Raw genomic sequence first — 20,044 nt, forward strand, 5'->3', positions numbered from 1 at the left:
GGCGGAGCCGGGCGTAGCGGGTCGCCGACCGACGGTCAGGGCCGCGGAGCCGCCCCGAGAGCAACTGCCAGCGCGTCACGCCACGGCCGCAGCGGCGTAAGGCCTCCCTCGGTCGAGAGCCGGGCGCCCAGCGCGGAATAGCGGGGCCGCGGCGCCGGCCGCGGCTTCTGGTCGCTGCTGATCGGCCGCACCCGCTCCGGGTCGGCCCCCACCCCGGCGAACACCGCGCGGGCCAGCTCGAACCGGCTGACCGCGCCTTGGTTGGCGGCATGCACCACGGGCGCCCGCACGCCGTCGTCGGCCACCTGCAGCAGCGCAGTCGCCAGATCGGCGACGTAGGTCGGTGAGCCGGTCTGGTCTTCGACCACCTCGACGGCGCCGTCCCCGGCGGCCAGTCGGCGCATGGCGGCGACGAAGTCGTTGCCGGTGCCGCCGGTGTAGACCCAGGCGGTCCGCACGACGGTGGCCTCGGGCAGCGTTTTGCGGACGGCCACCTCGCCGGCCAGTTTGGTACGCCCGTACACGCTCAGCGGCCCGGTTTCGTCGTCGGGCTCGTAGGGGCGGCGTTCCGAGCCGCTGAACACGTAGTCGGTGGAGATGTGGATCAGCCGCGCGCCGACGTCCGCGCACACCCGCGCGATGTGCTCCGGGCCCACCGCGTTGACCGCGTGCGCGTTGGCCTCGTCGCTTTCCGCGCCGTCGACATTGGTGTAAGCGGCGCAGTTGACCACCACGTCGCCGCTGCGGATGATCCGCTCGGCGGCGTCGGGGTCGGTGATGTCCCACTGCGACGACGTCAACGCAAGCACGTCGCGCCCGCGGCGGGCGGCTTGGGCCGCCAGAACGCTGCCGAGCTGTCCGCCGGCGCCGGTGATCACAAGCCTGGGCTGCATGCCGTCGAGTCTGGCACGCCGATGCGCAGCTACCGGCGATACCACTGTTACGCAAGTAGCCTGAAGTGATGCCTGCGCAACGTGTGGTTCGTGTGGTTGCCACCGTGGCGGCCATCGTCATCGTGTTCGGCACCGGGGTGGCGTGGAGCCAGGTCCGTTCGTTCGAGGACGGGATCTACCACATGTTCGCCCCGTCGCTGGGCCAGGGCGGCGACGACGGCGCCGTCGACATCCTGCTGGTCGGCATGGACAGCCGCACCGACGCGCACGGCAACCCACTCTCGGCCGACGAACTGGCGACGCTGCGGGCCGGCGACGAGGTGGCCACCAACACCGACACGATCATCCTGGTCCGCATCCCCAACAACGGGAAGTCGGCCACCGCGATCTCGATTCCGCGCGACACCTATGTCTCGGCGCCGGGATTGGGCAAGACCAAGATCAACGGCGTCTACGGACAGGTCAAGGAGGAGAAGCGGGTCAGCCTCGTCGAATCCGGCGTCGACCCCGCCGAAGCCGAGGCGCGCGGGACCGAAGCCGGCCGCGAGGCGCTGATCAAGACCGTCGCCGACCTGACCGGCGTCACCGTCGACCACTACGCCGAGATCGGGCTGCTGGGCTTCGCGTTGATCACCGACGCCCTCGGCGGCGTCAACGTCTGCCTCAAAGAGGCAGTGTACGAACCGCTTTCGGGCGCCGACTTCCCGGCCGGCTGGCAAAAGCTCAACGGTCCGCAGGCGCTGAGCTTTGTCCGCCAGCGCCACGACCTGCCGCGCGGCGACCTGGACCGGGTGGTGCGCCAGCAGGTGGTGATGGCGTCGCTGGCCCACCAGGTGATCTCCGGCAAGACGCTGTCGAGCCCGACCACGCTGGAGCGGCTGCAGGGCGCTATCCAGCGCTCGGTGGTGCTGTCATCCGGTTGGGACATCATGGATTTCGTGAAGCAGCTGCAGAAGCTGGCCGCCGGCAACGTCGCGTTCGCCACCATCCCGGTGCTCGACGAGGCCGGCTGGAGCGACGACGGCATGCACAGCGTGGTGCGGGTCGATCCGCACCAGGTTCAGGAGTGGGTCGGCGGCCTGTTGCAGGATCAGGCCCAGGGCAAGACCGAGGAAATCGCCTACACACCCGCCAAGACCGCCGCCAGTGTCTTCAACGACACCGACATCAACGGGCTAGCCTCTGCGGTGTCACAAGTGTTGAGCGCCAAGGGCTTTGGCACAGGCCCCGTCGGCAACAACGAAGGCGCGCACGTGCAGCGCAGCCAGGTGCAGGCCGCCAAGGCCGACGACCTGGGCGCACAAGCGGTGGCCAAAGACCTCGGCGGTCTGCCCGTCGTCGCCGACGCGTCGGTGCCGGCGGGTACCGTGCGGGTGGTGCTGGCCAACGACTACACCGGCCCGGGATCCGGGCTCGACGGCAGCGCCTCGCCGATGGCGGTGTCGTCGAACTCGGGCACGGGCACGGGCAACCCCGACGCTCCCCCGCCGTCGCCGATCCTGACGGCGGGCACGGATAAACCGGAGTGTGTGAACTGAGCACGCTCAGTGCTGCGATTCTCGACCCGATGCTGCGCGCCGACCCGGTCGGCCCGCGCATCACCTACTACGACGACGCCACCGGCGAGCGCATCGAGCTCTCCGCGGTGACGCTGGCCAACTGGGCCGCCAAGACCGGCAACCTGCTGCGCGACGAACTGGGCGCCGGGTCGGGCAGCCGGGTGGCGGTACTGCTGCCGACCCATTGGCAGACGGCCGCGGTGCTGTTCGGGGTGTGGTGGATCGGCGCCGAAGTCCTGCTCGGCGGCTCCTGGGACGCCGACGTCGCGTTGTGCACCGCGGCGCGGCTGGAGGAGGCCGACGCCACCGGGGCCGGCGAGGTGGCGGTGCTGTCGCTCGATCCGTTCGGCAGCCCCGCATCCGACCTGCCGGTCGGGGTCACCGACTACGCGACCGCGGTGCGGGTGCACGGCGACCAGATCGACGGCGAACGCAATCCCGGCCCGGCGCTGGCCGGCCGAGCAGTCGACGAGGTCCTCGCCGACTGCCAAATCTCCGCTGCCACAAGAGGTTTGACAGCCTCCGACCGGCTGCTGTCGTCTATGTCATGGGACCGGCCCGCCGGGCTGATCGACGGGCTCTTGGCAGTGTTGGCGGTCGGCGCGTCGCTGGTGCAGGTGGCCAACCCCGATCCGAAAGCGATACAGCACCGGATCGACACCGAGAAGGTCACCCGGGTCCTCGACTAGAGGCCCACCCGCCAATCCATATTGGTATCGCAATATTTCTATGTTAGCGTCGGGTGCGGATCGACGTAACACAGGAGGAATGTGGCGATGGTGGTGCACGGGCTACTCGCGAAGGCGGCCGGGACGGTCGTCACCGGACTCGTCGGAGTAAGCGCCTATGAAGCGTTGCGCAAGGCCGTGCGCTCGGCTCCGGTGCACAACGCGGCAGTGACCGCGACGGAGTGGAGCCTGCGCGGAACCCGGCGCGCCGAGGAAGCAGCGGAGTCGGCCCGCCTCAAGCTCGCCGATGTGGTGGCCGAAGCACGCGAACGCATCGGCGAGGAAGCGCCCCCGCCCGCCGCCGGAGGCAACCACGACCACGAGCACTGACGTGCTCGTCGTTTCCGACGCGGCCGGGCGGATGCGGGTGCACGTCCCCTGGGTGCGTTCGAACTCGCGGCGCGCCGTCGCGGTGGAAGAGGCCGTCGACAAACAAAACGGGGTGCGCACAGTGCACGCCTACCCGCATACCGGCTCCGTCGTCGTGTGGTATTCGCCGAAGCGCTGCGACCGCTCCGGTGTGCTGGAGGCGATCAAGTCCGCCGAACACGTTGCGGCCGAGCTGATTCCCGCGCGCACGCCGCGCTCGTCGGATGTCCGCAACGCCGAGGTGTTGCGGATGGTGATCGGCGGTGCGGCGCTGGCCTTGCTCGGGGTGCGCCGCTATGTCTTCCAGCGCCCGCCACTGCTCGGCCCGACGGGCCAGCTGGTGGCGACCGGCGCGACGGTGTTCATGGGCTACCCGTTCCTGCGCGGCGCGCTGCGCTCGCTGCGGTCCGGGCGCGCCGGCACCGACGCGTTGGTCACGGCGGCGACGGTGGCCAGCCTGGTGCTGCGTGAGAACGTCGTCGCGCTGACCGTGCTGTGGCTGCTGAATATCGGTGAGTACCTGCAGGACCTGACGTTGCGACGGACCCGGCGGGCCATCTCCGACCTGCTGCGCGGCACCGCCGACACGGCGTGGCTGCGTCTGGACGACGGCAATGAGGTCCAGGTGCCGATGGACACCGTGCAAGTCGGCGACGAGGTGGTGGTGCACGACCACGTGGCGATACCGGTCGACGGCGACGTTGTCGACGGCGAGGCGATCGTCGACCAGTCCGCTATCACCGGCGAGACCCTGCCGGTCAGCGTCGTCACCGGCGCACGGGTGCACGCCGGTTCGGTGGTCTTGCGCGGGCGGCTGGTAGTGCGCGCCAGCGCCGTCGGCAACGAGACCACCATCGGCCGCATCATCACCAGAGTCGAAGAGGCCCAACATGATCGGGCCCCGATCCAAACCGTCGGCGAGAACTTCTCCCGTCGCTTCGTGCCCATCTCGTTCGTCGTCTCGGCGATCACCCTGGCGATCACCGGCGACGTCCGGCGGGCGATGACCATGCTGCTGATCGCATGCCCATGCGCGGTGGGCTTGGCGACACCGACCGCGATCAGCGCCGCGATCGGCAACGGCGCCCGCCGGGGCATCCTGATCAAGGGCGGTTCGCACCTGGAGCAGGCGGGCCGGGTGGACGCGATCGTGTTCGACAAGACCGGGACGCTGACCGTGGGCCGTCCCGTCGTAACGAATATCATTGCGCTGCACCAGGATTGGCAACCCGAACAGGTGCTCGCCTATGCGGCCAGCTCGGAGCTGCACTCGCGGCACCCGCTGGCCGAGGCGGTGATCCGCTCGACCGAGGAACGCCGGATCATCATCCCGCCGCACGAGGAATGCGAGGTGTTGGTCGGCCTGGGCATGCGGACGTGGGCCGACGGGCGGACCCTGCTCTTGGGCAGCCCGTCGCTGCTGCAGTCCGAAGACGTCGAGGTGTCCCGCGAGGCGGCGCAATGGGTGGACAAGCTGCGCCGGCAGGCCGAGACGCCGCTGCTGCTGGCGGTGGACGGTACCCTGGTAGGGCTGATCAGCCTGCGCGACGAAGTTCGCGCCGAGGCACCGGAAGTGTTAACGCAGCTGCGCGCCAACGGAATCCGCCGGATCGTCATGCTCACCGGCGACCATCCGGAGATCGCCAAGGTGGTGGCCGCCGAGCTGGCCATCGACGAGTGGCGCGCCGAGGTGCTGCCCGAGGACAAGCTCGAAGTGGTGCGCCAACTCCAGGACGACGGCCACGTCGTCGGGATGGTCGGCGACGGCGTCAACGACGCGCCGGCGCTGGCGGCGGCCGACATCGGGATCGCGATGGGGCTCGCGGGTACCGACGTCGCCGTCGAGACCGCCGACGTCGCGCTGGCCAACGACGACCTGCAGCGCCTGCTCGACGTGCGGGACCTGGGTGTGCGGGCCGTCGAGGTGATCCGGGAGAACTACGGCATGTCGATCGCCGTCAACGCCGCCGGGCTGCTGATCGGCGCGGGCGGCGCGTTGTCGCCGGTGCTGGCGGCGATCCTGCACAACGCGTCGTCGGTGGCCGTCGTCGCCAACAGCTCCCGGCTGATCCGATACCGGATCGCCTAGTGGCGATCGCCAGCGCGGCGAAGCCGGGCGCAGCGGGTCGCCACAAATCGCCTAGTGGCGATCGCCAGCGCGGCGGGTCGCCACAAATGGCTTAGGTGGCGATCGCCAGCGCAGCGTCCAGCGAGGCGAAGATCTTCAGCCGCTGAGCCAGGCCGGTGGCCTCCAGCGGCCGCAGCACCGCCCGCTGCACGGCCACCAGCACCAAATCCAAGCCGTTCGCCTGTGCCTGCACCAGCGCCGCCACCGCAGCCATCGACAGGAAGGTAATGGCGGTGGCGTCGATGATCACCCGCCGCGCAATGCCGGAGCAGATCTGATCGAGCGCCAGTTCCAGAACTTCGACATTGGACAGGTCGACCTCACCGCGGAGTTGCAACAGAACCACGTCGTCGAGTTCTTCCCGGTGAACATCTAGCAGAGTCGTCGCGGGCTCCTTCCCCCGTCGGTGATCAGGTAGGGACCGACGCCGGGGAACCGCGATCACGACCACTGAACCAGCCAGGTTCGGGTACACCGAACGTCGTACGGGCTGTTGGTCCAACCGCGCCACCAGACTATCAACCGTTTGCGTTCCCCAACGCGGGGGCAACCACGTAGCCTGGGCCGATGAACGAGCAGCTTCATTCGCTCTCCCGCGAGTTGGCGGAAGTGGGCCGACTGGTCGACGACGACGACGTCGTCAGTGTGGTCGACCGGATGGTCAGGCGTGCGGTGCGCACGATTCCGGGTTGCGAACACGCCACGGTCACCGTGGAGGTTGCGCCCGGCAAGCTCGAAACGGTGGCCGGCGGCGAGATCGCCGCGCTGGCACACCATCCCGGCGAGCTCCGCCCGTGGGAAGGCCCGATTCTGGACGCCATCCGCTACCGCGAGCCGCGCCGGGTCGAGGACGCCGAGACCGAGCAGCGCTGGCCGGGATTCCCCGAACGGATGCGCAGCGCCGGCTTCCGCAGTTGCCTCGCGTTGCCGCTGCCCGCGTTCCGCCGGCCGTCGGTGGGTTGCACGTTGTTCTCGCCGCGCCCCAACCAATTCACCGAGCACGTCATGGATCTGGTGATGCTCTTTGCGTTGCACGCGGGCACCACCTTCGACAACGCCGCGCTCTACGACGATTCCCGCCGCCTGGTTGACCACCTGCACGCCGCGCTGGCCACCCGCGACCTGATCGGTCAGGCGAAGGGCCTGCTCATGCGCCACTACTCGTGCGACTCCGATGAGGCGTTCGACCGGCTGCGGCACGCCTCGCAGCACCACAACGTCAAGCTTCGTCATCTGGCCGCCGAGCTGGTCGAGGCTCAAGAGCAGGGCCGCCTGGAGCCGGTGCTGAACCGATGGTTCGCCACCGGCGAAGAACCCAGCATCGCGGCTGCCACCTGAAAAGCGCGCCGCCGTCGCCCAGTTGCGAACGGCATGCAACAATGTCGCCCGTAAGGCGATGACGACGCAGGAAGCCGGTGCAAATCCGGCGCGGTCCCGCCACTGTCATCGGGGAGCGACCCTCACACGCCACGGCCAGCGAGCTGGAAGGCGAGGCGAGCAGCGATCCGAGAGCCAGGAGACTCGCGTCATCGCGTCCTGCGACCCGGGGCGGTGTACCCCGAGAGAGCTGACCGACGTCCGTGTCCCGCGTGTCATGGGCGGCCCTCGCCGCTGCCATTGCCCTGGCGCTGATTCCGAGCGCCTGCGCTTCGCCTGCCGTTACCAGCGGCCCGCGCCCGGGCTGCATCACCGACTTCGACCCGCAGGCCGACTACTTCCCGGATAAGTCGACGATCGTCGACGCCACCAACTTCACGCTCAGCTACCACCGCAGCTATCAGGTCCTAACCGTCAGGCAGCCCTACCCCAACGCCTCCCCCGAGTCGTACGTGCTGGTGCGCTGCGGCGCCCCGGCCCCGCACCTGACCGGCGACCTCGCCCACTCTCAGCAGATCACGGTGCCGGTAACGAGCCTGTATTCGGCATCGACCACCCATTTGGGCATGCTCGTCGAGCTCGACCGGACCGACGTGGTCAGCGGTGTCGCCACTACCGCCAACGTCGTCAATCCGGTCCTGCGCCAACGCATCCACGCCGGCAAGGTCGCCGAGTACGCGCCCGGCGGGCAGGTCGACGTCGAAGCCGTCGTCGCCGCCCACCCCGGCGTGCTGGTGACCGCGGGCACCGACGACCCGAGCTACGCCAGGCTGCGCGACGCCGGCGTCGACGTACTCGCCGACGCCGAATGGCTGGAGGCCACCCCGTTGGGCCGCGCCGAGTGGGTCAAGGTGTTCGCCGCGCTGACCGGCACCGAGAAGAAGGCCGGCGAACTGTACGGCAAGCTGCGCGGCGACTACGGCAAGGTCGCCGAAAAGGCTGCAGCCGCACGGCCTGTCGAGGTGCTGTCCGGAACCATGCACCAGGGCACCTGGTCGATGCCCGCCGGCGGTGGCTACGCCGGGCAGCTCATCGTCGACGCCGGCGGCAACTACCCGTGGGCCGGCGACACGAGAACCGGCAGCCTGCAGTTGAACTTCGAATCGGTGTATGCCAGGGCCGGCCACGCACCGCGCTGGCTGGTCACCAGCGACTGGACAACGCTCGACGACGCGCTGGCGGCCGACATCCGGTACGGCGAGCTGACCGCGGTCCGCACCGGTCAGGTGTGGACGGCGGGCACCGACTACTGGGAGCGTGGTGTGGCGCGCCCCGACCTGGTCCTGGCCGACCTGGTGGCGATCCTGCATCCCGAACTCGGCCCCGGCCACGAATTCGTGTTCTACCGACAGGTGACTCGCGGATGAGCCGGGCGGCGGCGGTGTTGACCGCCTTGGCCGGCGGGGTGGTCGTGCTGGGTCTGCTGGGACTTGCGCTCGGGCCGGTGCGGGTGCCGCTTGCCGACACCGCCAGGGTTCTCGTCGGCGCGGCGCCGTCCGACCCACGCTGGCAGGTGATCGTCGCCGACATGCGGCTACCGCGGGCACTCACGGCGATTGCCGTCGGCGCCGGGCTCGGGGTCGCGGGCCTGCAGATGCAGACGCTGTTTCGCAACACGCTCGCCGACCCGTACGTGCTGGGCGTTAGCTCCGGCGCAAGCCTGGGCGTCGCGGTCGTGGTGATGGCCACCGGAACGGGTTTCACCGCAGGCGGCCATGCGGGCGTGGTTATCGCCGCGGCGCTGGGCGCGGCGCTGGTGCTGGGTGTTGTTCTGCTGCTCGCCCGCCGGGTGCGCTCGGCGTCGACTCTGCTGCTGATCGGGGTGATGGTCGGCGCGGCCGGCGCGGCGATCGTCAGCGTGCTTTTGGCCCACGGCGATCCGCAGCGCGTCCAGCAATACTTGCTGTGGGGGCTCGGCAGTTTCGCGGGCACCAGCTGGGCCGACCTGCGGCTGCTGTTGCCGCTCGTGGCAGCGGGGCTGGCGGCTTGCGCCCTGACGGCGCGTCCCTTGAATGCACTGCTGCTCGGCGAGGACTACGCCCGCACGATGGGCATCGACGTGCGACGGGTACGCGTGATCACCGTCGCGTCGGGGTCACTGCTGGCGGGGGTGACGACGGCGTTCTGCGGGCCGATCGCCTTTCTGGGGCTGGCGGTTCCGCACCTGTCGCGTCTCGCATTGGGCACTTCCGATCACCGGGTGGTGCTGCCGGGTGTGGTGTTGATGGGCGCGGCGGCCGCGCTGGGATGCGGGATCGTCAGCCAGGTTCCGGGCAGCGACGCGGTGCTTCCGGTCAACGCGGTCACCGCGCTGATCGGGGCGCCGGTCGTCGTCGCCGTGCTGCTGCGCAGCCGCCGCGGTGTGGGAGTGGCGCAATGATCGAATTGCATGATCTCGCAATCGGTTACCGCGGACGACGTCGCAGCAGGGTGATCGCCGCCGGCCTGCACGGGCGGGCGGGCCCCGGCGAGCTCACCGTGCTGCTGGGCCCCAACGGCTGCGGCAAGTCCACACTGATCCGCACCCTGTGCGGGCTGCTGCCCGCGCTCGACGGGCGGGTACTGCTCGACGGCGACGATCTCGCCCGGGTGGGGTCCGGCGAGCTGGCCCTGCGGGTGGCGGTCGTACTGACCGACCGGATCGAGCCCGGACTGCTGTCGGCGCGGGAACTTGTTGCGCTGGGCCGCATTCCGCACCTCGGCGTCACCGGCCGGCTCACCCGCGACGACCACGCCGTCGTCGACTGGGCGTTGCGCGCCGTGGGTGCCGCGCACCTGGCCGAGCGGCCCGCCGTCGAACTCTCCGACGGCGAACGGCAGCGAGTGCTGACCGCCCGCGCGCTCGCGCAGCAGCCGTCGGTCCTGGTTCTCGACGAGCCGACCGCCTTCCTCGACGTGCCGTCGCGCGCCGGCCTGGTCGAGGTGCTGCGCGGCCTGGCCCGCGACCAAAACCTGGCGGTCGTGATGTCCACGCACGACCTCGAACTGGCGCTGCGCGTGGCCGACCGGGTGTGGCTGCTGGCTCCCGACGGCACGCTCGTCGACGCCATCCCGGAAGAGCACCTGCTGTCCGGCCGCATCGGCGAGCTGTTCGCGGTGCAGGACAACGGCGGGCGGGCTGCGCGTGTCGATGCGCCGGGCCCGTTGCGCAGCGCGCTGCAGCGAGTGCTCACCCGGGAAGGCTGGCGCACGGCTGAACCCGCCGAGATCGTGGTCACCGCGGCCGAGCCCGAGCGAATCACCGTCCGCGCCGCCGGGTTCGCCGCGTCGGCCGCACTGAGTAGCCTGCCCGCGCTGCTTCGCGAGCTTCCACAGAGCAGCCATCGATGTGCACCCGAACCGCAGATCACGGCGATGCTGGACGAATTGTCCACCGTCAGCCAGTATTTCGCGATCGGGGCGGGGCCGGTCGACGCCGGCTGGTGGCCGGTGCAGCGGCTCTACGCCGACACAGAATTGCTCGACGGCATTGTGCGCCGCGTGCAGACGCGCATCGACGCCCCGGAGCGGAGGGTGGCGGCCTCGACGTTGTTCCTCGGTTTCGCTGCCCGGTTGTGGTCGGTCGGGCTCGGCGGCGTGGTCGGGTATCGGTTGCTGCCCGACCTGGCCCCCGAGCAGCTGCTGTTTCGGGAGACCGACGGCCGGATCGAGCTGCACCTCGAGCATCCCATCGCATGGCAGGGCGACGATCTCGAGCCGCTGCTGGCCGACACGGTCCTCGACACACATTTGACCCCGCTGGCGGCGGCGCTGCGCCGGCTCGGCCCGATCTCGGAAAAGGTGCTGCGCGGCAACTCGGCAGCCGCGCTGCTGGGCGCCGCACGCGTCTTCGACCGCGAGCCTGGCCGGCACCTGGCCCGCAGGTTGTGTGCCGACGAAAGACTCTCGGGCGCAATATGTTTCGACAGTAGCGGCTACCGCCGGACCAGCTGCTGCCTGTATTACCGCACGTCCGGAGGCGGGTTGTGCGGCGAGTGTGTGCTCACAGCCAAGCCCGACCGCAGAAAGGATGCGTCATGACCCAGACCGCCAGGCCGCCCGTCGTCGAGACGGAAGGCGGAGGGCGAGAACAGATCTGGCCGTTGCCCACCGACGAGCAGCGGGTGCTCGACCTGATCCACCTGTGCTTCGACGAGTACTGGGACGACATCTGGTTCGGCGTCCTGATCGAGGGCGCGGCCTGGGAGGTGGCGGCGCCCTGCCCGCCCAAGCGCATCTCGATGTACGACGGGTACGCGACGGTCGACTTCGGCCGCTGGCATTTCCATCTGTGCATCGGCGAGCACACGGCGAGCGGGCCCGAGCTCGGCCGGATCCGAAAGTGTTCGCGGGCCGAGATGTATCGCCGGCTCGGCAGCGACGGATGCCCCACGTCGTGGGGTGTGCGCCTGTTCAACGGGCGCGACGAACAAATGATGACGCTGATGCTGCCGAACCCGTTCCTGACCAACGACCAGCAGATCCGCGACAAACCCGCCTGGGGCCAACTGGAGCTGTGGGACCGGCTGCGCGCCATCTATCTCGGGCTGGGCCCCGATCCACTTGACCGCGCCGGCAAGGGGTTTCGGCACGGATGACCGCGCCCATCTGGATGGCCTCGCCCCCGGAGGTGCATTCGACGCTGCTGTCCAGCGGCCCGGGCCCGGGCTCGTTGCTGGCGGCCGCGGGGGCATGGAGCTCGCTGAGCACCGCGTACGCGGAAACGGCCCAGGAACTCACAGCGGTGCTGGACGCGGTGCTGGCCGGAGCGTGGGACGGCCCCACCGCCGAGGGCTATGTGGCCGCCCACGCGCCGTATCTGGCGTGGCTGACGCAGGCCAGCGCCGACAGCGCCGAGACCGCCGCCCAACACGAAACCGCCGCCGTCGCCTACACCACCGCCCTGGCGACCATGCCGACGCTGGCCGAGCTGGCCGCCAACCACGCGGCCCACGCGGTGTTGGTCGCGACGAATTTCTTTGGCATCAACACGATCCCGATCGCACTGAACGAGGCCGACTATGTGCGGATGTGGATCCAGGCGGCCACCACGATGGCCACTTATCATGCGGTCGCGACCGCGGCGGTGGCGTCGGCGCCGCAAACCGGACGCGCACCGCAGATCGTGAAATCCGAAGCGGTGACCACGTTCGCCGACCAGGGCTCCGCAGGGGAACCGCAAAATATCTTCCAATCGCTCGACCAACTGATCCAACAGCTTCTGCCACCCGAGCTTCGCGACCTGATCGGCAGCCCGTTCTACAGCTTCGAAAACCCCGAACAGTTCCTGAGCTGGTTCAACTGGAACCTGGTGCCCCAGCCCGGGGTGACGCTGGCCGATGCGATCAACGAATTCCTCGCCGGGCCTGGCTACTACCTCGAGTTCTATCCGACGATCGTGCAAGCCGCCAACGGCAATGTCGCGGTCTTGGTGTTCGCTTCGCTGATCTATTTCTCCGAGATCGGGTTCGAGATGTTCAGCGAGACGCTTCGGGTGATCACCTACTTGGTCGCGACGACACCGTTCGTGCCGCTGGCAGCCGCCGCTGCGCTCCCCCTGGCGGCAGCCCCGGTGGGCGCGGTCGCCGGCTTCGCGGGCCTGGCGGGACTTGCCGGCCTGGCTCATCCGGTCACGGTGACCATCGCGCCACCCGCGCCGTTCGCCCCGGCCGTCATCGCACCCGCCGTCCCCGCTACCGCCCCGGCAGCCAGCCCGGCCGGGGTGCCGGCCCCGGCTCCTGTATCGACCGTTGCGTCCTCGCCGCCTCCAGCGCCCGGCGCACCACCGCCGCCACCGACACCGGCGGGGCCGGAGCTTTTCTCCTACGCGGTCGGCAACCTGGGCATTGGTTCCCAAAGCGCCGCCGGCTCCGGCGCCAAGAAGAAGACCCCCCGCCCCGACGCCGCCGCGGCTTTGGCGGCCGCAGCGGCGCACCCGGAGGCGGCCGAGGCGCGTCTGCGCCGACGGGTGAAGGTCAGCCAGCTCGGCCGCGGTTACGAATACATGGACCTAGAACCCGACGAGGCGCTGGCGTCGGATCGGGGTGCGGGAACCCTGGGCTTCACGGGAACGGTCCCAAAGGAGACCGCTACCGCGGCGGGACTGACCACCCTGTCAGACGACTTCGGCGGCGGCACGCGCATGCCGATGATGCCGGGCACCTGGAACGCCGAGGGCTGACGATCAGCAGGCGCAGTTCTCTCCGCGCCAGGAGCGGATGCCCTGCCAGACCGCGACGACGGCGACAACCAGCCCGATCGCGGGGTCCAGCCACCAACCGCCGGCCCACCACGCGGTTACCAGCAGGCCGAGCATGACCGCGGCGGCCTGGGCTCCGCACAGGTAGTTCTGTGTGCCCTCGCCGGCGGTGGCCGCCGAGCCCAACCGCACGGCCAGGACGTGCTTGGCCCGGCCGAGCGTCGGCATCAGGACCAGGGCGATCGCCGTCAACGCAATCCCGATCACCGAGGTGTCGGCATGGCGCTCGTCCAGAAGGTGATGCAGGGATTCCGCGGCGATGTAGGGGGCGGTCAGCCAAAACGACAACGCGACGCCGCGCTGGGCGCGTCGTTCGGCGGTGTCGGACAGGGTGCGCCGGCCGCTGAACCGCCACACCACCATTGCGCTGGCCAGCCCCTCCGGGGCGCTGCCCAGCGCCCAGCCGGTCAGCGCGATCGATCCGACCGCCAGGCCCTGCCACAACCCGATGACGCCCTCTGCGAGCATCGCGACCAGGCTGACCCAGGCCAGCCGTCGCGCCCACCGGGCCCGCCGGTGCCAGACAGCGTCCCTGGGCGGTGCGACGTGTACGGACTCGTCGTGACAGACGTGGTCGAGGCCGGCGGGGCTGGAGGAGGTCACCAGGCGATCCTAAAGGTCGTTAGGCTGCTGAGCATGGCGCGTACTGACAACGACACCTGGGATCTGGCGACCAGCGTGGGTGCCACCGCGACGATGGTGGCCGCGGGACGGGCCCGCGCCACCAGGGCCGGACTCATCGACGACCGGTTCGCCGAGCCGCTGGTTCGGGCCGTCGGCGTCGACTTCTTCACCCGGTGGGCCGCCGGCGAGATCGACCCCGCGGAGGTTGACATCCCCGACCACCCGTGGGGCATGCAGCCGATGACCGACCTGCTGACCGTGCGTACCCGCTTCATCGACAGCTTTGTCGCCGACGCAGCGGCGGCCGGCGTCCGCCAGACGGTCATCCTGGCCTCCGGCCTGGATGCGCGCGGCTACCGGCTGTCGTGGCCCGCCGATATGACGGTGTACGAGATCGACCAGCCGCAGGTCCTGGAATTCAAGGCCGCGACGGTGGCTCGGCTGGGTGCCGCGCCGACGGCCGAACTGCGGGCGGTGCCGGTCGACCTGCGCCACGACTGGCCGGCCGCACTGCGACAGGCCGGGTTCGACGCGGCGCGCCCCGCCGCCTGGATCGCCGAGGGGCTGCTGGCGTTCCTGCCGCCGGAGGCTCAGGATCGCTTGCTGGACAACATCACTGCGCTCAGCGCCGACGGGAGCCGGCTGGTCGCGGAGATATTTCTGAATTCCCCGGAATCCCTGCAGGTCATGCACGCCGCCGCGCAGAAGTGGTACGAGCATGGTTTGGACGCCCACATCGACGACCTGTGGTATGCCGGCGGACGTCACGACGTCGCAACCTACCTGAACGAGCGAGGCTGGCGCACCGCGCGCACGCTGGCCAGTCAGTTGTTGTCCGACAACGGGTTACCGGTGCCGCCGCGCAGCGACGCCGAATCCGCGGAGAACTACTACTGCACCGCGGTGCGGGGCGCGGGGTCGTGAACACCAACGCCCCCAAGCCTCTTGACGGTTTCCGGGTGCTCGATTTCACCCAGAACGTGGCCGGGCCGCTCGCGGGTCAGGTGCTGGCCGACCTGGGCGCCGAGGTGATCAAGGTGGAGGCGCCCGGCGGCGAAGCCGCCCGGCAGATCACCTCCGTCCTGCCCGGGCGCCCGCCGCTGGCGACCTACTTTCTGCCGAACAACCGCGGCAAGAAATCGGTGGCGGTGGACCTGACCTCCGACGAAGCCAAGCAGCAGATACTGCGATTGGCCGACACCGCCGACGTGGTCCTCGAAGGTTTCCGGCCCGGGGTGATGGAAAGGCTGGGGCTGGGTCCGAGCGAATTGCAGTCGCGCAACCCGCGATTGGTCTATGCGCGGCTCTCGGCGTTCGGCGGCAACGGTCCGCACGGCGACCGGCCCGGCGTCGACCTGATGGTGGCCGCCGAAGCTGGCATGACCACCGGCATGCGCACCCCGGACGGCAAGCCGCAGATCATCCCGTTCCAGCTGGTCGACAACGCCAGCGGACATGTGCTCGCCCAGGCGGTTCTGGCCGCGCTGCTCAACCGCGAGCGCCACGGCGTGGCCGACGTCGTCACAGTCGCCATGTATGACGTCGCGGTGAGCCTTCAGGTCAACCAGTTGACGGTGCACCTGAATCGGTCCAGCAGCGACCAACCACCGAAGCCCAAGGGGCCCAAGAGCGTTGGCTTCGCCACCCAACCGTCGGACGCCTTCCGAACGGCCGACGGCTACGTCGTCATCAGCGCGTATGTACCCAAGCACTGGGAACTGCTGTGCCGAACGATCGACCGCCCCGATCTGCTCGACGACGAGCGGTTCGCCGACCAGCGCTCGCGGTCCATCAATTACAGCGAACTGACCGACGAACTCGAGTCGACGCTTTCTGCCAAGACATCGGCCGAGTGGGTGGAGCTGTTGCGCGGCAACGGCTTAATGGCGTGCCTGCCGTACACCTGGAAGCAGGTCGTGGACACCCCGCTGTTCGCGGAGAACAAGCTGGCGCTTGAGATCGGTAGCGGCGAGGACGCCGTCACGCTGATCCGCACCCCGGCCCGCTATTCGACGTTCACCGCCGCAGCGACGAATCCCCCACCGGAAGTGGGCGAGCACAACGGCGAGTTCCTCACGGGCATCAGCTGAATGAACAGTCGGTAACCGGCTGGTGTCGTTGTTCTATGAACCGCTGCTCGTTAAATATGAACACACATAGGTTTGCGGCGGCCGGAAAAAGGCCCGCTGACGTGCTGTTATAGTTGCGCCACTGTGACTTTCAGCGACCGACCCAGACCGCGATGGTGGCGGTCGGCCATTGCCGTCGTTGTCGCGATTTGCACTCTGGTCGCCGTCGTCGGATACGGGCTGGTGCGATTCGAGTTCGCGGAATCTGCCCCGCCGCCCTCTGTGGTGGCGTTGTTGGCCGCTGACGACGCCGAACGGGCGGAGACGGACCACGGTTCGTCACCTGTCGCCCAAAAGGCGTTCGACGCAATAGCGTTGCACCGCGCGCTACCTCCGCGGTTGCGCTCGATGCCGCTGTGGCGGTGGTCTTCGCTGTCGATCTCCTTGCCGGCAGGCTGGTCCCGGTTCGGCGCGGCTCATCCCGGCGCGCCCCCGACTTCCCTTGCCGGGCAACAACTCTTGACCCAATTCTGCATCGCTCGCCGCTGATCGGTCAGCGTTCGACCGCTTGATCTGATGCTCGTCTGCGTTTATGCAGCGCGAGCTGCTACCCCTATGTCTTTTTTTCTCGAGGAGAGTTTCATGTTCTTTGACTTTGGGTCATTACCACCGGAAATCAATTCCGCCCGAATGTATTTAGGTCCAGGTTCGGGATCGATGTTGGCTGCCGCGGCGGCTTGGGACGAGCTGGCCGCCGAGCTGCACGCCACCGCGTCGGCCTATCAGTCGGTGGTCTCGCAACTGGCCGGCGGGCCGTGGCTGGGGTCGGCGTCGGCGTCGATGGCTGCCGCTGCCGCACCCTACGTCACATGGATGCGCGCGACCGCGAAACAGGCCGAGCAGGCCGCGGCTCAGGCCAGCGCCGCCGCGGGTGCCTACGAATCGGCACGTGCGACGACGGTGCCTCCACTGGTGGTTGCCGCCAACCGCGCACTGCAGAAAACACTGGTGGCCACAAATATCTTGGGCCAGAACACTCCTGCGATCGCGGCCACCGAGTTCCATTACGGCGAGATGTGGGCCCAAGATGCTGCGACGATGTACGGCTACGCCGGCGCCTCCGCCGCGGCTTCGAAGGTTACGCCGTTTACGGCGCCTCCCCCCACCACGAACCCGGCCGGTGTGGCAGGCCAGGGCGCCGCAACGCAGGCGGCCCTGTCGCGGCTCACGTCGACCATCCCAATCACGTTGCAAGAGGCTGCATCTCCCTCGTTGTCTACCTCGCGTATGTGGGAGAACGTAGAGGAGATGTGGACGACGATCACGATGGATCCGCATTTCTGGTCAAGGACAGGTTCGACGATAACGTCGGTGATTTCGACCGGAAAGTCACTGATGCCTGCGGCCAAAGCTGCGGAAAGCGGCGTCAAGGCGTCGGCGCTGGGCGGGCTGGGCTCACTGGTGAGCAGTAGCGCGGGCGCGGCGGGCTCGGCCGGCTGGGCAGGTGCAGCCGGGTCGGGCGGGTCAGGCGTCGCGGCGGGCCTGCGCCGGGCCGCCTCGCTCGGGGCGCTGTCGGTGCCCCAGAGCTGGTCTGCGGCAGTGCCGGCGACGAATTCCGTTGCCGCGGCGTTGCCGACGGGCTCCGGCGGCTTTAACACCGTCCCCGTGAGTGGCCCCGCAGGGCCGGCAGGTGTGCCCGTCATGCCGATCACGGGTATGGCCGGGCACGGCGCCGCCCGGTTGGCCGACGCTGCCCGATTCCTGCCGCGGCCCAACATGCTTCCGCGCTGGCCGGCCGGCGGGTGAGCAGGCCTCTGCTCCAGCTGGATCAGTGCGATGCTGCCGAGATGACCCGGTCGGGCCCGCTGGCGCGGGCGGCCGTCATGTAGACGGTCGGCCGGGCCGCCTTCACCAGGGTCATGGGGTGTCGTTTGCGACATGTGAGGTAGGTCAAGTTCGTCCGCCTGAAACACTTCTTGAAGACGCTCTTCTCGATCCGCCTATGTCGCCCAAAGCATCGGAGATGCGATTTCGAGTGTCGAGAGTTGCCACGGCTCCGGCGCGCATGGATCCTATGACGCTGCAGTCGGGAAAAGATACGTCGTGGCGACGCTCCTCTCATCGGGCGTAGCAAGATTCTGAGCGCTTACGATTATCGGATTCTGCGTGTCCGCAGGCGAATTGACGGGCAGCCTATGCATGGCCGTGATCGGCGATGACAACTGCGCAGGACGCAGTGCCGCGTCGCGTACATACGCGCTCACACTCAGGCCGCGGGCAGTAGCCTCCGTTTGTACGGCGGTCAACTCTTCCGCCGTGAGCCGAATGCTAATCATCGCGGCACGGTGCCTCTTCTCCGACCGCAGATGCCGACTCTCTCGAATCGGCTCACCCCACTCGCTTGGATCCGCCATAGCCTTCTCGAGCTCATCAGCAAGCTCGCTCTCGTCTTCAACCCTGCGATCGTTGCTCATATCAACTACTCCTTAGAGCCATTTGTTGATCTCTGCCTGGGTGCACTCCCGGACCGAGATCGGTCGAACCACTCGCCGCATTTCGTCATAAAATACCGCCGCAATGACCGGCCGCCCACCAAACGTCCGCCCAACCATCAAATAGGTGGCGGTGCGCCCCCGCCTGTTCGGCGCCCAGACGGGATAGTTCTCGAACACTTGTTCAAGTTCTGCGGCGGTTATTCCGTGCTTTGTTATATGAAGTTCATTGCGCTCATCGATCTCAAGGAACTCGGCATCGGCGGGCGATCCCACGACTCTCCTTGGTGGCGGTCATACCGCTTTCGTGTTACGGTATTACCGAATAGTCTAGCACGTATGACACGGAGAAGGCGATGGAGTTAACCGCACTGCTGTGCAACCACGCGGAAGCGCAGAACAACTTGCTATACCTCTCAGGAGGCGGCATCGATCGAGTCCTGATTCCGGCTGGCCAACCCGGGCCATGGCCCGTGTCTCTCGCAGTGGGAATGATTGTTGAAGTCCCTTGGACGCAGACGAACCAGGAACACAGCGTTCGCATCGCTCTGCAGGATGCGGACGGCCATCCGGTCGAAGTGCTGACGAGTCCAACTGATCGTCAGCCGTTCGGAACTGAGATCCGCTTCAATGTTGGTCGTCCGCCACAACTTGAAGTCGGCGAAAGTCAATCAGTCGCGCTGGCGGTCAATGTGCCAGCCCTGCCGTTCGAGAAGCTCGGCCAGTACACGTTCGTCATCAGCGTCGACGGCGCTGAGTTGCAGCGCCTGTCTTACCGACTGGTCGGCCAGCCAGGTATCACCATTACGCCGAGCGGCCTCGGTGGCGCTCAAGTCGCCAGCTGACCACTTGTTTGGAGGCGTACACATGCCCGCCTCCCAAGATGTGCCGGATCCAGAGGGTAGCTTAACAAGTCCTCACCAACCTAAAACCATTGTGCCGAAAACATCAGTCTGTCCAAACACTACAGAGCTAGCCGTGATTGCGTCTGCGCCATTTCCTCCAGAGAATTACCGATGAATCGCCCTGGAAATTTTGGAGGCTCCTGATTTTGGAAACGAGGATGGAGTCATGCCGAAGGACAGTCGACGGGCAAGCCGACCGCTCGTAGGTACAGCCCGGAGGAGAAAGCGGGTGCGGTGCGGATGGTGCGCACCCTGTGTGCGGAGTTGGGCACCGAGCACGGGACGGTCGGGCGGGTCGCCCGCCAGCTGGGCTACGGCGTGGAGTCGGTGCGCTCCTGGGTGCGCCAAGCCGACATCGACGACGGATACGCCCCCGGGGTGTCGACTACGGAGTCTCGCCGAATCAAAGAGCTTGAACAGGAAAACCGAGAACTCAAGCGCGCCAACGAGATTCTCAAGCGAGCGGCCAGTTTCTTCGGGGCGGAGCTCGACCGCCAACACAAGAAATAGTCGAGTTCATCGACGCCAACCGTGACGAGTTCGGGGTCGAGCCCATCTGCACCGTCCTGCGCAGCGCAGGGGTGTCGGTGGCCCCGAGCACCTACTATGCCGCCAAGACGCGTACCCCCTCGGCGCGTGCCTGCCGGGATGCACGGCTGGGG

The 20,044-nt window shown here is 68.4% G+C and carries 20 protein-coding genes, 1 pseudogene, 1 riboswitch and 1 other annotated feature; of the genes and pseudogenes, 16 read left to right on the top strand and 5 right to left on the bottom strand.

Annotated features, from left to right (window positions below; genetic code table 11):
* Positions 1–35: 35 nt before the first annotated feature.
* Positions 36–893 carry a dTDP-4-dehydrorhamnose reductase gene (gene rfbD, locus AWB95_RS16130; protein WP_085168402.1) on the bottom strand — a complete coding sequence of 286 codons (858 nt, stop codon included), beginning with the start codon at positions 891–893 and terminating at the stop codon, positions 36–38.
* A gap of 65 nt (positions 894–958) precedes the next feature.
* On the opposite strand from rfbD, the gene AWB95_RS16135 reads away from it, so the two are divergent.
* From AWB95_RS16135 to ctpC, 4 genes are all read left to right on the top strand, one after another.
* On the top strand, positions 959–2,431 hold the full coding sequence (locus tag AWB95_RS16135) for an LCP family protein (protein ID WP_099539776.1): 1,473 nt from the start codon (positions 959–961) through the stop codon (positions 2,429–2,431).
* Complete coding sequence (locus AWB95_RS16140) at positions 2,419–3,141, top strand: TIGR03089 family protein (RefSeq protein ID WP_193830655.1); 723 nt, start codon at positions 2,419–2,421, stop codon at positions 3,139–3,141. Before AWB95_RS16135 ends, AWB95_RS16140 begins: the two co-directional genes overlap by 13 nt.
* An 87-nt stretch (positions 3,142–3,228) precedes the next feature.
* A complete protein-coding gene (locus AWB95_RS16145; protein WP_062541302.1) occupies positions 3,229–3,510 on the top strand; it encodes a DUF1490 family protein in 282 nt (93 codons plus the stop codon).
* A 31-nt stretch (positions 3,511–3,541) separates the two neighbouring features.
* Positions 3,542–5,638 carry a manganese-exporting P-type ATPase CtpC gene (gene ctpC / locus AWB95_RS16150; RefSeq protein WP_232315741.1) on the top strand — a complete coding sequence of 699 codons (2,097 nt, stop codon included), beginning with the start codon at positions 3,542–3,544 and terminating at the stop codon, positions 5,636–5,638.
* Positions 5,639–5,729: 91 nt separating this feature from the next.
* On the opposite strand, the gene AWB95_RS23315 is transcribed toward ctpC, so the two are convergent.
* On the bottom strand, positions 5,730–6,188 hold the full coding sequence (locus tag AWB95_RS23315) for an STAS domain-containing protein (protein WP_306306561.1): 459 nt from the start codon (positions 6,186–6,188) through the stop codon (positions 5,730–5,732).
* A gap of 56 nt (positions 6,189–6,244) precedes the next feature.
* Between AWB95_RS23315 and AWB95_RS16160 the strand changes: the two genes are divergently transcribed.
* From AWB95_RS16160 to AWB95_RS16185, 6 genes are all read left to right on the top strand, one after another.
* The gene (locus AWB95_RS16160) at positions 6,245–7,015 is read left to right on the top strand and encodes a GAF and ANTAR domain-containing protein (RefSeq protein ID WP_084707435.1); all 771 of its coding nucleotides are present in this window, start codon (positions 6,245–6,247) and stop codon (positions 7,013–7,015) included.
* Between the two features lie 27 nt (positions 7,016–7,042).
* Positions 7,043–7,220: riboswitch (cobalamin riboswitch) on the top strand.
* A 46-nt stretch (positions 7,221–7,266) separates the two neighbouring features.
* Complete coding sequence (locus tag AWB95_RS16165) at positions 7,267–8,421, top strand: ABC transporter substrate-binding protein (RefSeq protein WP_306306562.1); 1,155 nt, start codon at positions 7,267–7,269, stop codon at positions 8,419–8,421.
* A complete protein-coding gene (locus AWB95_RS16170; RefSeq protein WP_062541752.1) occupies positions 8,418–9,434 on the top strand; it encodes a FecCD family ABC transporter permease in 1,017 nt (338 codons plus the stop codon). The genes AWB95_RS16165 and AWB95_RS16170 overlap by 4 nt, the downstream gene beginning before the upstream one ends.
* The gene (locus tag AWB95_RS16175) at positions 9,431–11,074 is read left to right on the top strand and encodes an ATP-binding cassette domain-containing protein (protein WP_085168404.1); all 1,644 of its coding nucleotides are present in this window, start codon (positions 9,431–9,433) and stop codon (positions 11,072–11,074) included. The genes AWB95_RS16170 and AWB95_RS16175 overlap by 4 nt, the downstream gene beginning before the upstream one ends.
* A complete protein-coding gene (locus AWB95_RS16180; RefSeq protein WP_062541886.1) occupies positions 11,071–11,631 on the top strand; it encodes a DUF7676 family protein in 561 nt (186 codons plus the stop codon). Before AWB95_RS16175 ends, AWB95_RS16180 begins: the two co-directional genes overlap by 4 nt.
* Positions 11,628–13,214 carry a PPE family protein gene (locus tag AWB95_RS16185; protein ID WP_085168405.1) on the top strand — a complete coding sequence of 529 codons (1,587 nt, stop codon included), beginning with the start codon at positions 11,628–11,630 and terminating at the stop codon, positions 13,212–13,214. Before AWB95_RS16180 ends, AWB95_RS16185 begins: the two co-directional genes overlap by 4 nt.
* A gap of 3 nt (positions 13,215–13,217) precedes the next feature.
* Here AWB95_RS16185 and AWB95_RS16190 read toward each other — a convergent pair whose 3' ends face one another.
* Positions 13,218–13,895, bottom strand: a complete 678-nt coding sequence (locus AWB95_RS16190; RefSeq protein ID WP_099539777.1) for a cation diffusion facilitator family transporter — start codon at positions 13,893–13,895, stop codon at positions 13,218–13,220.
* A gap of 33 nt (positions 13,896–13,928) precedes the next feature.
* On the opposite strand from AWB95_RS16190, the gene AWB95_RS16195 reads away from it, so the two are divergent.
* The 4 genes from AWB95_RS16195 (at position 13,929) to AWB95_RS16210 (ending at position 17,791) form a co-directional block, all read left to right on the top strand.
* Positions 13,929–14,840: a class I SAM-dependent methyltransferase gene (locus AWB95_RS16195; RefSeq protein ID WP_085168406.1), complete on the top strand. Its 912-nt coding sequence runs from the start codon at positions 13,929–13,931 to the stop codon at positions 14,838–14,840.
* The gene (locus AWB95_RS16200; RefSeq protein ID WP_062541281.1) at positions 14,837–16,006 is read left to right on the top strand and encodes a CoA transferase; all 1,170 of its coding nucleotides are present in this window, start codon (positions 14,837–14,839) and stop codon (positions 16,004–16,006) included. Before AWB95_RS16195 ends, AWB95_RS16200 begins: the two co-directional genes overlap by 4 nt.
* A gap of 123 nt (positions 16,007–16,129) precedes the next feature.
* The gene (gene lpqS / locus AWB95_RS16205) at positions 16,130–16,534 is read left to right on the top strand and encodes a putative copper homeostasis (lipo)protein LpqS (protein ID WP_062541282.1); all 405 of its coding nucleotides are present in this window, start codon (positions 16,130–16,132) and stop codon (positions 16,532–16,534) included.
* Positions 16,535–16,627: 93 nt separating this feature from the next.
* Positions 16,628–17,791 carry a PPE family protein gene (locus AWB95_RS16210; RefSeq protein WP_085168408.1) on the top strand — a complete coding sequence of 388 codons (1,164 nt, stop codon included), beginning with the start codon at positions 16,628–16,630 and terminating at the stop codon, positions 17,789–17,791.
* Between the two features lie 266 nt (positions 17,792–18,057).
* Here the strand turns inward: AWB95_RS16210 and AWB95_RS24155 are convergent, their stop codons facing one another.
* Positions 18,058–18,459, bottom strand: coding sequence for a plasmid mobilization protein (locus AWB95_RS24155; protein WP_062541531.1), 402 nt, complete (start codon positions 18,457–18,459; stop codon positions 18,058–18,060).
* A 12-nt stretch (positions 18,460–18,471) separates the two neighbouring features.
* Positions 18,472–18,753 (bottom strand): BrnT family toxin, encoded by a 282-nt coding sequence (locus tag AWB95_RS16220; RefSeq protein ID WP_062541530.1) that lies wholly within the window; start codon positions 18,751–18,753, stop codon positions 18,472–18,474.
* An 80-nt stretch (positions 18,754–18,833) separates the two neighbouring features.
* On the opposite strand from AWB95_RS16220, the gene AWB95_RS16225 reads away from it, so the two are divergent.
* Together AWB95_RS16225 and AWB95_RS16230 are read left to right on the top strand one after the other, a co-directional pair.
* Positions 18,834–19,322, top strand: coding sequence for a DUF6941 family protein (locus tag AWB95_RS16225; RefSeq protein WP_062541529.1), 489 nt, complete (start codon positions 18,834–18,836; stop codon positions 19,320–19,322).
* 226 nt (positions 19,323–19,548) lie between these two features.
* A pseudogene (locus AWB95_RS16230) lies at positions 19,549–20,044 on the top strand (transposase); the annotation flags it as partial.
* Positions 19,847–19,978: a sequence feature (AL1L pseudoknot), on the top strand. (Overlaps the previous pseudogene by 132 nt.)

Source organism: Mycobacterium celatum, from assembly GCF_002101595.1.
GTDB classification, from domain to species: domain Bacteria; phylum Actinomycetota; class Actinomycetes; order Mycobacteriales; family Mycobacteriaceae; genus Mycobacterium; species Mycobacterium celatum.

Bases quoted from the DNA above. Each gene is read 5' to 3' on its own strand.
- rfbD (WP_085168402.1), bottom strand. From the start codon at position 893: ATGCAGCCCAGGCTTGTGATCACCGGCGCCGGCGGACAGCTCGGCAGC.
- AWB95_RS16145 (WP_062541302.1), top strand. From the start codon at position 3,229: ATGGTGGTGCACGGGCTACTCGCGAAGGCGGCCGGGACGGTCGTCACC.
- ctpC (WP_232315741.1), top strand. From the start codon at position 3,542: ATGCGGGTGCACGTCCCCTGGGTGCGTTCGAACTCGCGGCGCGCCGTC.
- AWB95_RS16160 (WP_084707435.1), top strand. From the start codon at position 6,245: ATGAACGAGCAGCTTCATTCGCTCTCCCGCGAGTTGGCGGAAGTGGGC.
- AWB95_RS16170 (WP_062541752.1), top strand. From the start codon at position 8,418: ATGAGCCGGGCGGCGGCGGTGTTGACCGCCTTGGCCGGCGGGGTGGTC.
- AWB95_RS16175 (WP_085168404.1), top strand. From the start codon at position 9,431: ATGATCGAATTGCATGATCTCGCAATCGGTTACCGCGGACGACGTCGC.
- AWB95_RS16180 (WP_062541886.1), top strand. From the start codon at position 11,071: ATGACCCAGACCGCCAGGCCGCCCGTCGTCGAGACGGAAGGCGGAGGG.
- AWB95_RS16185 (WP_085168405.1), top strand. From the start codon at position 11,628: ATGACCGCGCCCATCTGGATGGCCTCGCCCCCGGAGGTGCATTCGACG.
- AWB95_RS16195 (WP_085168406.1), top strand. From the start codon at position 13,929: ATGGCGCGTACTGACAACGACACCTGGGATCTGGCGACCAGCGTGGGT.
- AWB95_RS16210 (WP_085168408.1), top strand. From the start codon at position 16,628: ATGTTCTTTGACTTTGGGTCATTACCACCGGAAATCAATTCCGCCCGA.
- AWB95_RS24155 (WP_062541531.1), bottom strand. From the start codon at position 18,459: ATGAGCAACGATCGCAGGGTTGAAGACGAGAGCGAGCTTGCTGATGAG.
- AWB95_RS16225 (WP_062541529.1), top strand. From the start codon at position 18,834: ATGGAGTTAACCGCACTGCTGTGCAACCACGCGGAAGCGCAGAACAAC.